Source organism: Pectinatus haikarae (assembly GCF_050916305.1).
Classification (GTDB): domain Bacteria; phylum Bacillota; class Negativicutes; order Selenomonadales; family Selenomonadaceae; genus Pectinatus; species Pectinatus haikarae.
Genome location: NZ_CP116940.1, coordinates 1,974,089 through 1,989,766, shown reverse-complemented (window position 1 = coordinate 1,989,766; position 15,678 = coordinate 1,974,089). Strand labels below are relative to the sequence as shown.

The 15,678-nt window shown below is 39.4% G+C and carries 11 protein-coding genes; 4 read left to right on the top strand and 7 right to left on the bottom strand.

Features of this window, described 5'->3' with window-relative positions; translation table 11 throughout:
* Nucleotides 1-50 precede the first annotated feature (50 nt).
* From NXG61_RS09725 to mfd, 3 genes are all read right to left on the bottom strand, one after another.
* Nucleotides 51-323, bottom strand: coding sequence for an HU family DNA-binding protein (locus NXG61_RS09725; RefSeq protein ID WP_132548939.1), 273 nt, complete (start codon nt 321-323; stop codon nt 51-53).
* Between the two features lie 162 nt (nt 324-485).
* Nucleotides 486-1,949, bottom strand: a complete 1,464-nt coding sequence (gene mazG, locus NXG61_RS09720; protein ID WP_196604638.1) for a nucleoside triphosphate pyrophosphohydrolase — start codon at nt 1,947-1,949, stop codon at nt 486-488.
* 13 nt (nt 1,950-1,962) lie between these two features.
* Nucleotides 1,963-5,262: a transcription-repair coupling factor gene (gene mfd, locus NXG61_RS09715; RefSeq protein WP_307223478.1), complete on the bottom strand. Its 3,300-nt coding sequence runs from the start codon at nt 5,260-5,262 to the stop codon at nt 1,963-1,965.
* 290 nt (nt 5,263-5,552) lie between these two features.
* Here mfd and NXG61_RS09710 point away from each other — a divergent pair, with 290 nt between their 5' ends.
* Nucleotides 5,553-7,172, top strand: coding sequence for a GDSL-type esterase/lipase family protein (locus tag NXG61_RS09710; protein ID WP_307223477.1), 1,620 nt, complete (start codon nt 5,553-5,555; stop codon nt 7,170-7,172).
* Between the two features lie 33 nt (nt 7,173-7,205).
* Here the strand turns inward: NXG61_RS09710 and NXG61_RS09705 are convergent, their stop codons facing one another.
* The 4 genes from NXG61_RS09705 to pepD all read right to left on the bottom strand — a co-directional run bounded on the left by NXG61_RS09705 (nt 7,206) and on the right by pepD (nt 11,422).
* Complete coding sequence (locus NXG61_RS09705) at nt 7,206-8,456, bottom strand: aminotransferase class I/II-fold pyridoxal phosphate-dependent enzyme (RefSeq protein ID WP_196604635.1); 1,251 nt, start codon at nt 8,454-8,456, stop codon at nt 7,206-7,208.
* A gap of 83 nt (nt 8,457-8,539) precedes the next feature.
* Complete coding sequence (gene rpmB / locus NXG61_RS09700; RefSeq protein ID WP_196604634.1) at nt 8,540-8,734, bottom strand: 50S ribosomal protein L28; 195 nt, start codon at nt 8,732-8,734, stop codon at nt 8,540-8,542.
* An 82-nt stretch (nt 8,735-8,816) separates the two neighbouring features.
* The gene (locus tag NXG61_RS09695) at nt 8,817-9,956 is read right to left on the bottom strand and encodes an acyltransferase (RefSeq protein WP_432748914.1); all 1,140 of its coding nucleotides are present in this window, start codon (nt 9,954-9,956) and stop codon (nt 8,817-8,819) included.
* Nucleotides 9,953-11,422 carry a beta-Ala-His dipeptidase gene (pepD, locus tag NXG61_RS09690; RefSeq protein ID WP_307223472.1) on the bottom strand — a complete coding sequence of 490 codons (1,470 nt, stop codon included), beginning with the start codon at nt 11,420-11,422 and terminating at the stop codon, nt 9,953-9,955. The genes NXG61_RS09695 and pepD overlap by 4 nt, the downstream gene beginning before the upstream one ends.
* Before the next feature lie 318 nt (nt 11,423-11,740).
* Between pepD and dnaG the strand changes: the two genes are divergently transcribed.
* Genes dnaG through NXG61_RS09675 form a run of 3 tightly spaced genes read left to right on the top strand, consistent with a single transcriptional unit; the run spans nt 11,741 to nt 15,202 of the window.
* On the top strand, nt 11,741-13,528 hold the full coding sequence (gene dnaG, locus NXG61_RS09685; RefSeq protein WP_196604632.1) for a DNA primase: 1,788 nt from the start codon (nt 11,741-11,743) through the stop codon (nt 13,526-13,528).
* Nucleotides 13,529-13,582: 54 nt separating this feature from the next.
* The gene (gene rpoD, locus NXG61_RS09680) at nt 13,583-14,710 is read left to right on the top strand and encodes an RNA polymerase sigma factor RpoD (RefSeq protein WP_196604631.1); all 1,128 of its coding nucleotides are present in this window, start codon (nt 13,583-13,585) and stop codon (nt 14,708-14,710) included.
* A gap of 12 nt (nt 14,711-14,722) precedes the next feature.
* Nucleotides 14,723-15,202: an S-adenosylmethionine decarboxylase family protein gene (locus NXG61_RS09675; RefSeq protein WP_196604630.1), complete on the top strand. Its 480-nt coding sequence runs from the start codon at nt 14,723-14,725 to the stop codon at nt 15,200-15,202.
* Nucleotides 15,203-15,678 lie beyond the last annotated feature (476 nt).

Sequence of the window (15,678 nt, the reverse complement as noted above, 5' to 3'; positions counted from 1 at the left end):
TTGCAACTTGTTAAAAGCAAAGCAACAGCGCGGACCATTCCTCAAACAAATTAATTCACAGCATCTTTCAATGCCTTGCCTGCTTTAAATACAGGATTTTTAGATTCAGGGATTTCGATGGTATCACCAGTTTGAGGATTGCGCCCCTTACGAGCTGCACGTGCTCTTACTTCAAATGTACCAAAGCCAATTATCTGTACTTTTTCTCCCTTTACCAAGGTATCCTGTACACTAGCAAAAATAGCGTTAACTGCCTTTTCAGCGTCTTTTTTTGTTAAACCAGCCTGTTCAGCAACGCTGGCCACCAATTCGGATTTGTTCACGAATATAGCCTCCTTTTGATTTTGTTACGATACTCTCAATTCGCTGTAACTTGCTCGTTTCCTTTTTTTATCTATAAAATTTATAAAAATTTATAGTTTTTTCCAAAATACGGCATAATAAAAGCCATTTTTTATATTTCAAACAATAACCATTAATAATATTTATTTTGCTCTGGCATTTTCAAAATCTTTTGCTTCATCCCACAATGTATCCAATTCTTCCATTTCATATGTCTCCCATTGTCGTTTTTCCGCCTTGATTTTTTTTTCTATGTAAGAAAACCGTCGGCGGAATTTTTCGTTGCTGCCTAGCATGGCTATTTCCGCGTTGACCTTCAAAAAACGTGATAAATTAACTATTGTGAATAAAACATCGCCCAGCTCATCTTCTATTTTTTTCCTATCGCCTGATGCTTCAGCTTCTTTCAACTCATTTATCTCCTCGCTGAGCTTCTGCCACACCGGTTTCACATTCTTCCAATCGAACCCGGCTTTAGATGCCTTATTCTGGAGCTTGTAGGCACTCATAAGTGCCGGCAGATCTTTTGGTATTCCATCCAGGATCGATTTTCTCTCACTTTTTTCCTGTCTTTTTATGGCTTCCCAGTTAAGCAGCACCTCTCCGGCATCTCTGACTGATATATCACCAAAAACATGTGGATGGCGGTGCACCAATTTTTTTGTCACACCGTCAATAACATCCTGCATAGAAAAAAATCCGGTTTCCTCTGCCATTCGCGCATGAAAAACAATCTGCATTAAAAGATCGCCCAATTCTTCGCACAACAGCTTGGGATCTTGAAAATCAATAGCTTCAATGACTTCATAGACTTCTTCAATAAGATTCTGGCGAAGAGATTTATGTGTCTGGATAATATCCCACGGACAGCCGCCCGGGGCACGCAGTCTATTTATTATATCCTCTAACGGCGACAATGTAAACTGATCCTTCTGCCTTTGAAATGCCGGCACATAAAGGCTTGTTAAATAATCAATTTCTTTATGCCTGTCAAGTTCAAACAGGGGCAAACGAGTAATTTTTTTCTCCGGCAGTCCCAGCCTGTAAAGCAGCACCACCTCATAATCATCAGGCAGTTCATTCATCAAGGTCAGCTTTACCTCAGAGGCCGTGTGAATATCATACAACTGAGTTATGACAACACCTGATGCCAGATTTACTTCCTGCTTTTTCAGGGCAAGAGCATCTGTTATTAACAGTCCGTTTATCGGATCTATTCCCAGTTGCGTGTAAATTAGTTCCAGAAAACTCATACCCGGATATATTTTTAATTCTATATTTTTTGCCAAGGCCAATTTTTTTATAAAACCTACTGTACGTTCAGCTACCATCGGACTGCCCGGAACAGCGTAAACCACATTGGTACTTTTCGCACGCTCCACAATATCATTGCTTATTCGTTCATAAACATCTTCGAAAGAGTCAGCTTCTTCGTACAGACGATCATATGTGATAAAGCTGACTCCTTCTTTTTCCAGCTCGTCTGCAGCAGGATGATATTTTGTCCGCAGACATAATAACTCCGCTCCTGCCATCACCCTCCATGTTTCTCTGGTAATCAGTTCGGCCCCAGATGGCCCCAGTCCCACTATTTCTATTTTTCCCATTTTAATACTCCTTTCACTGCTGCAGATCCTCGCCTTCCATTCTTTTTAATGTACGCATGATTATATTTAATGGATCAGCCATATTCTTAGGCGTGAGTTTGAGCTGTATTATATTGCTTTTTCCCTGAGAAAATTTTATCAGGCCTCCCATATATCTGCGCATGACTAGCAGATTATCTGCCTTTATACTATGTGCCTGCTGCAAAGTAAAATCAATATACTCCTTCTTTTCTACTATTGATTTTATCCCAAGATCTCTTGCATAATTTTTTATTTCTGCTATTCTCAGCAAATTTTCAACAGGCGGAGTCATCCTGCCGAAACGATCAGCCAGTTCTTCCTCTAATCCTTTTATTTGCCCATCGTTGCGCAGCGCAGCAATTCTCTGATAAATCTCCATTTTATGCATGGCATCATCAATATAATCACCATCAATATATGCATCAATCTTTATTTCAATCAGAGGTTCATCCTGCACTTTTATCTTTTCACCCGTACGCATCTGCTCCACAGCTTCCTCCAGCAGTCTGCAGTACATTTCAAAACCTACGCTGGCTATATGTCCATGCTGCCGTGCCCCCAGCAAATTGCCGGCCCCCCGGATCTCAAGATCCCTCATAGCTATTTTAAAACCAGAACCCAATTCGGCAAAATCTTTTATAGCCTGCAATCGCTTTTCCGCTGTTTCTGTCAATACTCTGTTCTTTCGGTAAACAAAATAGGCGAATGCCATATTTTTTGATCTTCCTACCCGGCCCCTCATTTGATACATTTGAGACAGACCAAATTTATCAGCATCATAAATTATGATTGTATTTGCATTAGCTATATCCAGCCCGTTTTCAATAATGCTTGTCGCCAGTAAAACATCGTATTTACCTTCATAAAAATCCATCATAGCCTTTTCCAGCATACTTTCCGGCATTTGTCCATGGGCAGTTTTGATTCTAGCTTCTGGCAGCATGTCCGTTAGTTTTAAATACATTTTATCTATAGTATCAACACGATTATAAATAAAATATACCTGTCCACCACGGCGCAGTTCTCTTTTTATTGCGTCACGAATAATTTCATCATTATTTTCTATGACGTAGGTTTGGATCGAAAAACGCTCTTTTGGCGGAGTTTCAATGATACTCATATCCCTCGCACCTACCAGAGACATATGCAGTGTACGCGGAATAGGGGTCGCACTCAGAGTAAGCACATCCAGATTTTTGCTCAGCTGCTTTATCTTCTCTTTCTGCTTGACACCGAACCTCTGCTCTTCATCTACTATAAGCAAACCGAGATTGCTGAATTTTACCTTTTTGCTGTTCAAAATAGCGTGTGTGCCTATAAGAATATCGATCTGTCCCGTCATAACTTTTTCCAAGGTTTGTTTTTGTTCTTTAGGCGTACGAAAACGGCATATTACATCTATTATCGGCGCAAACTCTTCAAATCTGCTGGAAAAAGTCTGATAATGCTGCTGTGCCAACACCGTTGTCGGTACAAGGACAGCCACCTGTTTTCCATCCATGGCAGCCTTAAATGCGGCACGTATGGCCACCTCTGTTTTACCGAATCCCACATCGCCGCATAGAAGTCTGTCCATTGGTTTCTCTTTTTCCATATCAGCCTTTATTTCTTTCACAGATGCCAACTGATCTGGTGTTTCCTCATAAGGGAAAGCATCTTCGAACTCATGCTGCCATGGAGTATCTGCCGGAAATGCATATCCCTTTCCTTCTTTCCTCTCTGCATACAATTTAACAAGTTCCTTGGCTATCTTTTCAACGGCCTCCTGAGCTTTTGCTTTTGCCTTTCCCCAGGCTACTCCGTCCATTTTGCTCAGTCTCGGTACGTCCCCCTCACTGCCAATATATTTTTGCAGCAGATGCACCTGATCAGTGGGAACAAAAAGCTTGTCATCACCGCCATATTTTATATGCAGATAATCACGATGCACACCATTTACCGTTATTGTTTTTACTCCCAAATACTTTCCGATGCCATGATTGATATGCACCACATAATCGCCTACATTAATATCACGGAAATGTGTTATTTTTTCTCCCTTATTCTTTTGACGAAGAACAGCACGTTTTTTCTGCCTTCCCATAATATCTTTTTCTGTAATTACGACCAAATGAGCATGCGGCAGTTCAAAACCATTCCCCAATACTCCCGTCATTATACACACGAGGCCGCTCGTGAATTTTCCGGAGCGCGAAAAATTGGCAGGAATATTATGCTGATTAAGAATATCATGCATATATTCTGCCTTTTGTTCATCATCCATTAAAATCATAATATCATTTTTATTGATAAGCCAATTTTTTAATTCTTCACACATCATCTCCAGCTGCCGCTGAAAAGGCACCATTGCCTTTACAGTGATGCTTATCAATTTATCGGGTTCGGCAAATTGTATTTTTTGCAGCATCAATGAAGAATATATAACGTTTTTTTTGCAGGCTGCTGCCAAAAGCTGTTCCCAAGAAAAAATATTATTTTTGACTTCCGGTATTTCTTTGACCAAAGTAGAAATTTCTTCACGAATGCGCAATGGCTCATCTATAATTATAACAGAATTTTCTGGCAAGTATGACAAAAATATTGATTTCTTGCCATTATTTTCATCTGGAGCCAATGGCATTACCGTGACTGAGCCTACATTTTCTACCGATCTTTGTGAATCTAGACCAAAGATACGTATCGATTCAACAGTATTATCAAAAAATTCTATACGAAAAGGATCAACTGCATTGATTGGAAAAATATCAACTATTCCGCCGCGTGAACTGAACTGCCCCATATGCTCTACCTGATCTATATTCTCGTATCCCAGTCCTGTCAGCTTAGCAAGCAATATTTCCCTGTCCATCTGATTGCCTATTTTTATCGTCAAGCTGTATTTATCGAAGTCTGCCTTCGACAAATTTTTCTGCACAGCCGCCGCAGTACTGGCGATGACGATCAAGGGCTCTTCCTGTGTCAGCCGCCCTAACACCTCCATCCGCTTAGCCGTCAGTTCCATACTTTTAGCCGTGGCAGAAACAGTCATCATATCAAGCACCGGCAGTTCCATTATAACTGCATCTTTTGGCAGCAGCGCATTCATATCGATCAGCCATTCCCCTGCTGCTTCATTATTACTGCAGACAATAACTATAGTCATAGGTTTTTGCATATAGCAGGCTGCAGCTGCCGCATGCTTTTGTGAACCGGACAATCCATATATGTATGCTTGACCCTTGCTGCGGTTATAGCAGTTTATTAATTCTGCCACACTTGGATCAGATGATATCTTTTTAAAAAGCGCGTCCATAAATACCTCCTTCTGCAAACCCAAAAAGGGACCTATCAAAAGGATTTATCCCTGACAGTCCCTGAGCACATTTTTTTATTATAAGATTTAAATTTCATATCGTCAAGTAAGACCGTCTTATGAAAGTTTCTGCACTTTACCTTCTTGAATCTTTTCGCTATAATATTTTATTAAAGAATTTTTTTCTCTCACATTCTAATTTTTTGATAATTACTTTTTAATAAAAATATGCTAAAATATATTTTCATGCTTATTATTTGAAAACATAAATAGCTATCGAGGCCGATAAAATGAAAAAATTCATAGCCTTTGCTGTTATTATCCTATATTTTACCTTGGTATGTATCTTCTTGGCAGAAAAAACAGATATCATGAATCTGGAAAATTTCCCCTGGCATGTACAATTTGAAAAAAATAACCTCATATTATGGCAGCGGCTTCCTTATCCCAGTTATTATGAAATAGATATTTTTACAAAGAATCCTGATAATCCCGCTGTCAAAACTCCCTTTCATCTTATAAAAAGAGATTTTTCATTTACTAACAAGTATGAACTTCCTCCCACTATATATCCTACATATTACCGGGTTAGGGCTCATGGGTTATTTGGTATCATATCCGATTCTCCTTTTGTCGGTGATCCTGTTTTTACGGGCAGTCCTCTTATTCCCACGCCTATAACAAATTATACATCAGATTCACCAGCCAGTATACGTCCATATCTTATATGGCACACGGTACCCGATGCTGTTTATTATGAGCTTGAGTTATTATCAGGTCCTCCCGATGATCCCGATGGCATTGAACTTTCGCAAGTAAATCATCTTTTCAGCAGCCGCAGTATTTTTACACACGGCTATCAAGCTGATCTGTCTCCCTATTTATATAACCCTCATATTTTTTGGCGGGTAAGAGGCCTGGATGCGCGTGGAAATCCTATAGGTATTTTCTCTGAAATACAACAGATACATATTGATAAAAGCTTGACCCCGCCGTCAAAGCCATTGCCGGACTCTTATGATACTCTGCCTGACAGTCCTGTCCCTCTTTATCCTGTATATCATTGGCTGCCGATGTATAATGCCAGCCGATACGAAGTGGAACTGCTTGATCATCCACCTTTAAGGGAAAATGATACGTCTGCCTCCCTTGATCGTCTCGAATCCATTGTTGTTGATAATCTTTTCAGCGCTTATGACCCGAAGCCAATGATCAAATCTGGCACCTATTATTGGCGTGTACGCGCGATTGATCAAGCAGATCAGCCAATAGGTACATGGTCTGATTCTCAAAAAATAACCGTTTCGTCCGTAGCAGAACGAACCAGAGATGTTGCCGTCTTTGGTGACAGCATAAGCCACGGAGGCGGCAATATCTCTTATTCTCCTGCTAATTTAGAATACAATTATCAAACCTATTTAGATTTTCCTACAGTGAATCTTGCCAAAAGCGGCGATACTTCCCGTATGTCACTCGAACGCTTTGACAAAGATGTCCTTATCTTTGCTCCGCGCAATTTATTGATCATGGCTGGCACAAACAGTCTGAGGGACAGCAGTATCAGTGCTCAGATGATAATAAATGATCTGCAGGCTATTTTTGCAAAGTGTAAAAAAAATAATATACGTCCTATATTCCTGACATTGACCCCCTTAAATGCCGCAAATATAGAAACTGTTTTTAATGTTGATACCGATCCTGCATGGAAAGAAAAAATGACACAGGTAAATGATTACATTCGTACATTGCCATATTATATAGATCTTGAACCTTATTTTTATGATGAAAATGGCAATCTATCCGAAAAATACTCTCCGGACGGACTTCATCCTGATTTGATCGGTAAACAACTGATGGCAGCTATAATCAATCAGCACAAAGAACTTTTTATACTGCCTGACGGAAAATAAAAGCATGACCCGGAAAAAATCCGGGTCATGCTTTTATTTTCCATTCTTTATATTTTCCATTTCTTGTGCTGCCCCCATAGCAGCTATAACCCCATGTTCAAAAGTAAGTGCGCCTTGCATATATACAGCATACGGGCTGCGCATCGGTCCGTCCGCACTCAGTTCTATGGACGCTCCCTGAATAAAGGTTCCTGCTGCCATTATCACTTGATCCGTATAACCCGGCATATCCCACGGCTCAGGCGCGGCAAAAGAATCTACCGGTGAATATTTCTGTATGCCGCGGCAAAAAGCAATAAGTTTTTCTCTTGTTTTTAATTCGATGGCCTGTATTATATCACCGCGCTTATCATTGATATCCGGCCGTACATTATATCCCAGCCTGCTGAAAAAAGCTGCAGCAAATACAGCACTTTTCACTGCCTGCGCCACCACATGCGGTGCCAGAAACAAACCTTGAAAAAGCAATCGATTATTTGAAAGTGATGCGCCAAGCTCCGCCCCCATTCCCGGAGAGGTAAGACGATAAGAGGCCAGGTCCACCAATTTTTTCCGGCCTGCGATATACCCTCCGGTCGGCGCTAATCCCCCACCGGGGTTTTTTATTAAAGACCCTCCTATTATATCAGCACCAACTTCTGTCGGTTCTCTTTCTTCAATAAACTCACCATAGCAATTATCCACAAAACATATACAATCCGATTTTACATTTTTCACGAAACCGCATATATTTTCTATATCCTTTACTGTCAATGTGGGTCTCATACTATATCCGCGTGAGCGCTGTATTAAAACCATTTTCGTTTTTTCATTTATACATCTTCTCACCGCTTCATAATCCACATGTCCGTCCTCAGTTAATTCTGCCTGTCTATACCCAATGTTGAATTCCTTTAAAGATCCCGGAATATCTTTTTCATGTCCTATAACAGTTCGCATCGTATCATAAGGTGCGCCCATTACCGCCGTCAATTCATCTCCCGGCCGCAGAATTCCGAATAAAACTGTTGCCAAAGTATGCGTTCCAGACACAAAATGTGTTCTGACAAGCGCCGCTTCAGTCTTAAATACCCAAGCATAAAGCTCCTCAAGTTTTCCCCTGCCTATATCATCGTAGGCATAACCGCTGGAAGTGTTAAAATGGGCTTCAGAAACTTTTACTTTCCTCATTGCGTTCAAAATCTTCAGCGTATTTTTTTCTGCCATTTTATCAGGACAGACAAAATACGGCTGGCATTCCTTCAATGCCTCATCTCTTGCTTGTAATATCTTTTCTGAAAACATTTTTTCTCCTGACTGATTAAAATCAAATAGAAAAAACCCCTATCCTTTTGGGATAAGGGCTCTATAAAAGTAGAGAGCGCAAATTAATTAGCACGCTGGACTTTACTGTTGGTACGCATACACCGAGTGCAGACATTGATGCTCTTCACTTCACCATCTACAACCGCGTGCACACGCTGAATATTAGGCTTCCATGTACGCTTTGTCTTCAAATGAGAATGGCTGACATTCATTCCCGCCATTTCACCCTTACCACAAATTTCACAAACATTTGCCATCTATAATACGCCTCCTTAATAAGCTCATTGAATAACACACAATAGAAATAATATATCATAACTTTACTGCTAATGCAAGATTTTATTTATGTTTGGGATATATACCGATTGTCAGGAAATTAATATACGGACAATATTTCTCTGAAAAACACCTGCAGAAAACAGCCGCGATGATAGACAAAAATACCACCGCTGCATAAAATATCATGCTGCTTACCGCTGTCATAACAAGATTAAGTTTGACCATAACGGCGGCAAGCACAGATATAAATATGGGATGACATAAATATGCAAAATAAGAATGTTGTCCCAAAAGAGAGAAAAAACTTTTCACAGACTCAGGATATCTGCAATTGCAGAATTCACTGAATAAAAATATAACCGCCCCTATTGTATAAATCATTCCTGCCGGTGAAAGCTGATGTGCCGTATTGATTGCTTCCAAGGCTGTATAACCTTCCGCAAAAATGCAGTAATAATAATATCCCAAAAGTCCTGCAAGAGAAGCTATAAAAAACATTCTTATAAATTTACGTCTTTCTTTCATAAATGCCCGAAATTTTTCAAAATGTACCGCCAGAAACCCGCCTAAAATAAATATGAATACATAATGAACAACCCAATAATTCAACCGATACACAAGCAGATCTTTTATAAGAGGATTTATTATACCGTAGGGATTCATTATAAAGCTGGAATAGTAATCAAAAACTATCTGGGCAAGCAGTAAGAGAAAAAAGCTCTTCCTGCTGCTGTGCTTGACCATATATATCCATAGCGGCATAAATAAGTAAAACCATATAAGTATAACCATAAAATATAACTGATAAGAAGCGATCCCGAAAAACAACAAATAAACCATATGGAAGGGGTTCAATACAGAAGGGTCATTATATCTGACCGCATAAAGAGCTGTATAAAAAAACGACCACACAAAATATGGCACCAAAACCGTCTTAAAACGTTTTTTCATAAACTGCGAATAATCAAATTTTGCATTTATATCTAAATTATAAAAAAGCCCGAAAGCTGAAATAAAGAAGAAAATCGGTACAGAAAATCTCGTCATTATTTCAAAAACGGCTATAAGCTGTATATTGGCATTGGTGTTTATTATATACTGAGACCCCACATGAATGCCTATAACGCCCAGCATAGATATTCCGCGCATATATTCAATAGCATTAATACGCGGTTTCTTCAAAGCCATATTGCCGATCATACCGCCTTTCTGCCGTTTCCTGCAATCCTTGAAACAATTTCCATCATAAGCAGTATCTGCGGTACCACTGTATCAAGCTGCAATTTTTCCTGTGGAGTGTGGATGTCAATATTATTAGGACCTATCGAAATAATATCTGCATCGCTTTTTTTATCGGCAAAATAATTGCACTCCAGTCCGCCATGAATGAATTCAAGCCGCATCGGTTTATTATTCTGTTCTTTAAATATCTCCGCGGCAATGCCTGCCAGCGCGCTGTCCGGGTTCCCCTTCCATGCAGGTGAAGTCGGTGCAAATACAGCAGTAAATCCACTCATTTCAGACAAATTTCTATAAGCGGTTTTTATAAAAGAAAGATTGGCATTTGTGGCGCTTCTTGCCAATAAGCGGACAGAAACTTTATTGTCAGCAACACCCAGCCTGCCTATATTAGCAGATAATTCAGGCAGCGCATTCACTGTCTGTGACATAGCATATACTCCACTATGCAAAACACAAAGAAGCGCAATCAATGCTTTTGCATCTTCTTCCACGATCACTGCCGGCGGCATGGCTGTTTCCTCAAAAATAAATTTGGCATTTTTTTCTATCGCCCCATATACTTCACCAAATTCTTTTTCCTGCCTTTCTAAGATCATCTTTATCTTACCTTCATGATCTGCATTGTACACTATATCTGCAAAAGCTTCCGAGGCAATAGCATTATCAGCCCTACCGCCTTTTATTTCGGCAAGAGCAAAATCTATTCTTTCCTCATACAGACTGCACAGAACAAGTGCCAGCATTTTGATTGCATTACATCTGTTTTTATTTATTTCCGTCCCCGAATGACCGCCAAGCAAATTTTTTATACCTATATGCGCACTGTGAAAATCTTCCCTTGGCTGACCAAACCTAATGTTCTTCTCAAAGCTGACACGTACGCTGCCCGCACTGGCTATGGTTACCACATCATAATCTTCAGAATCGCAATTTATAATGTAAGAAACATCCTGCAGATATTTTTTATCAAGACCGCGGGCTCCCGTCATTCCCTGTTCTTCATCTACTGTGAAAACAGCGCGCAAGGGTCCATGTTTAAAATTCTGCGCCAAAAGATAAAATATACTGGCTATGCCTATACCGTCATCAGCTCCCAGACTCGTTCCCTCGGCAGATAAAAATTTCCCGTCATTCTTTATTTTTATAGGATCATGAAGCGGATCGTATGTTATTCCTTCTTCAGCAATGCAAACCATGTCCATATGACTTTGCAGCATGACTAAAGGAACATTAGCAAAACCATCTGCCGCCTTTTTTTCGGCTATTACATTGTTATATTTATCCTGATAAACCACAAGCCCCATACTCTTCAGCCTTGTGACAATATAATCGCTCACATTTTTTTCATGCCCGGACGGTCTTGGTATTTTCGCCAGTTCGCCAAATTCTTTGAGAACTTTTTCCAATATGATATTTTCAGCCAAATTAATTCCCCCTAAATGCTATATTTCTTATCCTAACAAATTAGATATAAAAAAACAACGAATTTACAACAAAAAAAGGATATCAGGAATTTTTATTGAATTTAATTCATAACAAACAAATTAATGAAAACTATGGATACGCTGATTTATAGGAGAACTGCACAAAATAAACAAAAGCTATTTCCGCTTTGTTTTCTTTATAAACCATCAATTTCCAAATTATTGTGTTTAAGTCAAATTTTATTAAAGGAAATTTAACATTAACATAGAATCTTATTTATTTGTCTCGTTAAATTTTCAAGCACACGGGTGAATATCATGTTAGACAATACTTCATATAATGATTTCGTGGAAAGAGTCTATTCTTCATCCGATATCTTAAAAGTTGTATCTTCCTATGTTTCATTGAAAAAACGCGGTCATAATTATTGGGGCTGTTGTCCATTTCATAGAGAAAACACACCTTCCTTTTCCGTAGTACCGGATGAAGGCTTTTTCTATTGCTTCGGTTGCCATAAAGGGGGAAATGTATTTAAATTTGTATCGCTCATAGAAAATATCTCCTACGGAGAAGCGATAAGACTCCAAGCCGAACGGCTTAACATTCCTATTCCCCAAAAGAAGAAATCAGCAATACAAGTAAAAAAAGAACAGGAAATAAAAAGCCTGTACAAAATTCATGAAATGGCTCAGAACTTTTTTCATAATTGCCTTACAAAAACCGGCTATGGAAAACCTGGTATACTTTACCTTCAAAAACGCGGTATCAATAAGGAGATTATCGAAAAGTTCCATTTGGGATTTGCACCTCCTGGATGGGACAAATTATCGTCTGCATTTATAAAACGCGGTATCAATGTAGAATTGTTGCTGCAGGTTGGTCTAATCGTAAAGAAAAAATCAGGAGGTCACTATGATCGGTTCCGAGAACGCTTGATTATTCCCATCGCTGATGAAAAGGGACAGCCTGTGGGCTTCGGTGCCCGCACCCTCGGTAATGATCAGCCCAAATACCTCAATTCACCGGAAACGGCTTTATTCAATAAACGCCGTTTATTATTTGGGCTAAACGAGGCAAAAAAGTTTATCCGCCACCAAGAATATTCTATAGTTGTTGAAGGTTATATGGATGCTATCGCTCTGGCAAGCAGTGGTATTTGCAACACAGTTGCTTCATTGGGTACGGCCTTTACAGTTGAACAATGTAAAAAGCTTATGCGGTATTCTCCCAATATTTATTTTTGCTATGACAGTGATGCAGCCGGACAGCTGGCTACTATACGGGCTTTATCAATCGCACACGGCAGTGGTGCCAACGTAAAAGTTATCACCCTGCCCGACGGAAAAGATCCTGATGAGTTTATCCGCAAACACAGCGCCTCTGCTTTTACCAAGCTTATTGATGAAGCTTTAAATTTTATTGACTTTCATTTGTATCACATAGTGCATACTATTGATTATACGGCACTTGAAGGCAAATTAAAAGCAGTGACTCTCATCCTTCCCGTTCTGGCTTCGGTAGACAATTCAGTTGAGTCTAATGGTTATATAATCCGGACGGCTCAAACGCTGGGAATTGATGAAACGGATCTGCGATCTGAGCTGCAAAAGCATCAACGAAAAAGTAAGCACTCAAATTTGCCTGTGATAAAATCTATGAAATCTATTGACGGAACTGGTAACGATGCCATTATCAAAGCCGGCAGATACATAATCAGCAAAATCTGGCGTGAACCAGATATTGTGGATTATATTATGGCTTCTATCTCTATGGATGAATTTACCGATAAAAATCACCGTGAAATATTATCCTACACAGTAAGACAGGCTGCTGATCATGAACCTGTCAGTGACATAACCGCTTCAGAACTTTTAAGTGATACTGCTTACACCGAATTATCACGCTGTATCGTAGAAAATGAAAATAATGCTGAAACTGATTTATTGGATGATTATCTGAAAACTATCCATCTATCATATTTGAAAAAAAGTTATCTGGAACACAGTTTAAGAGCTGATGAGCTGGAGCGAAAAGGCGATAATGGGTTTCAGCAGGAACTTAGAGAAATTCAGCGAATTATTAAAGAAATGGATGGAGTTAATTGAGCATTATGCAGACTGGTTTGTACTCTTATATACTATTGGGGAGGAGGCATGTGTATGCAACAAACAACTAAACAGACACCTGCTGCGATCTCACAAAGTGCCGAATTCATAAAAGTCCTGCTTTCAAAGGGAAAGAAAAAAGGCGGCGTTCTTACTTATGGTGAAGTAATGGAAGCGTTGCAAAGCGTTGACCTTTCGCCGGAGGAAATAGATGATCTGTATGAAAAATTTACCAAAAAAGGCATTGACATTGTTGATGAAAATTCAAGTGAGAAGTTATCTGATGACGCGGGTCAAAACGATTCTGACAGTAAGACTGATGATGATATTGATCTGAGCATACCTGAGGGTATCAACATTGATGACCCTGTCCGTATGTATCTCAAAGAAATTGGCCGTGTGCCTCTACTGAATGCCGATGAAGAAATAGCATTGGCTAAACAAATGGAAAATGGCGATATAAATGCTCAAAAAAGGCTGGCAGAGGCAAATTTGCGTCTTGTCGTCAGCATTGCCAAAAGATATGTAGGACGTGGTATGCTCTTCCTCGATTTAATTCAAGAGGGTAATCTAGGTCTCATAAAAGCCGTAGAAAAATTTGATTACAACAAAGGATATAAATTCAGCACCTATGCTACCTGGTGGATAAGACAAGCTATAACTCGCGCCATTGCTGATCAGGCACGTACAATTCGAATACCTGTTCATATGGTGGAAACAATCAACAAGCTTATCCGCGTTTCACGGCAGCTCTTGCAATCTTTAGGGCGTGATCCTACCCCTGAAGAAATTGCCAATGAAATGGAAGTAACTGTCGAACGTGTCAGGGAAATAATGAAGATTGCTCAGGAACCTGTTTCTCTGGAAACACCTATAGGGGAAGAAGAAGATTCTCATCTTGGCGATTTTATTGAAGACCATGATGCACCTGCCCCAGCTGAGGCAGCTTCATTCGTTCTTCTAAAAGAACAGCTTGAAGATGTTTTAAAGACTCTTACTCCGCGAGAAGAAAAAGTATTACGGCTTCGTTTTGGTTTGGATGACGGACGGGCCAGAACCTTGGAAGAAGTAGGCCAAAGTTTTGGTGTAACACGTGAGCGTATTCGTCAGATAGAAGCTAAAGCGCTACGAAAACTGCGCCATCCCAGCCGCAGCAAAAAACTTAAAGATTTCCTCGAATAAAGGAGTATTTGCGTGAAAATTTTAGCACGGCAGCTCGCTATTGACATGTATAACTGCAATCCGGAAAAATTAAGCAATGCCTCTTTATTATCAGATTCTCTAAAGAATGTTTTGCATAAAAATGGTCTTACTCCTTCACAAACTGAAGTAAAATCTTTTGATCTGAACCATTTTGTCATCTTCATTCCTTTGGATGAAGGACACCTCACCATTCATGTGTACCCTGCTTTAAAATACGCTGCAATTGATTTATTCGTTTGCAAGGAAAATAATTCACCTGAAAAAACTGTTCGTGCTTTACGTAAAATTATAAAACCTGAAGAAACAAAAATGACTTATTTGTGCAGAGGAGATTTTGGTACTGTTTCAGATATGAAACCTCATATCAAGGTCAAAATTGCGCCTTTACGCCGTATTCAAAATACAGGTGTAAAAGTTATCCATCTTTTGCCTGGTCGCAATCTGGTAAAAAAACTTCGTCGGAAAAAATAACTTTATTGTTTTCATAAAAAGGATGCCTGACAAAATTTTTGTCAGGCATCCTTTTTATTCATCGCAGATTAAAATAAAAGCAGCTTGTACACGTACATACAAGCTGCCTTCAGCAATAACTCAATATTAAATACCTCTTTATTCTTTTGTCTGCATATACTCTCTCGCGATTGAGAATATACACTTTATAAAACATAGCCAGGCTACCTGCAAATGACGCGTTATCGCTATCATTTCATATAATTGAAATTCTGCAAAATAAATGTTCAATTATACTCCCATCATCCGAACTTAATGCGCATTATTATCAACACAAACTGTACCATATGGCAATTTTTACGATGTAGTGCCCACATTTACCTATAAAGCAATAGTATCTTCAGTCCTTGTACACTTCAGTAAAAATTGTTGCCAAATAGAAAGATAAAGGAATTTTTTATAACCTTCCACTCCCCTTCAAAAAGCTCTCAACCATA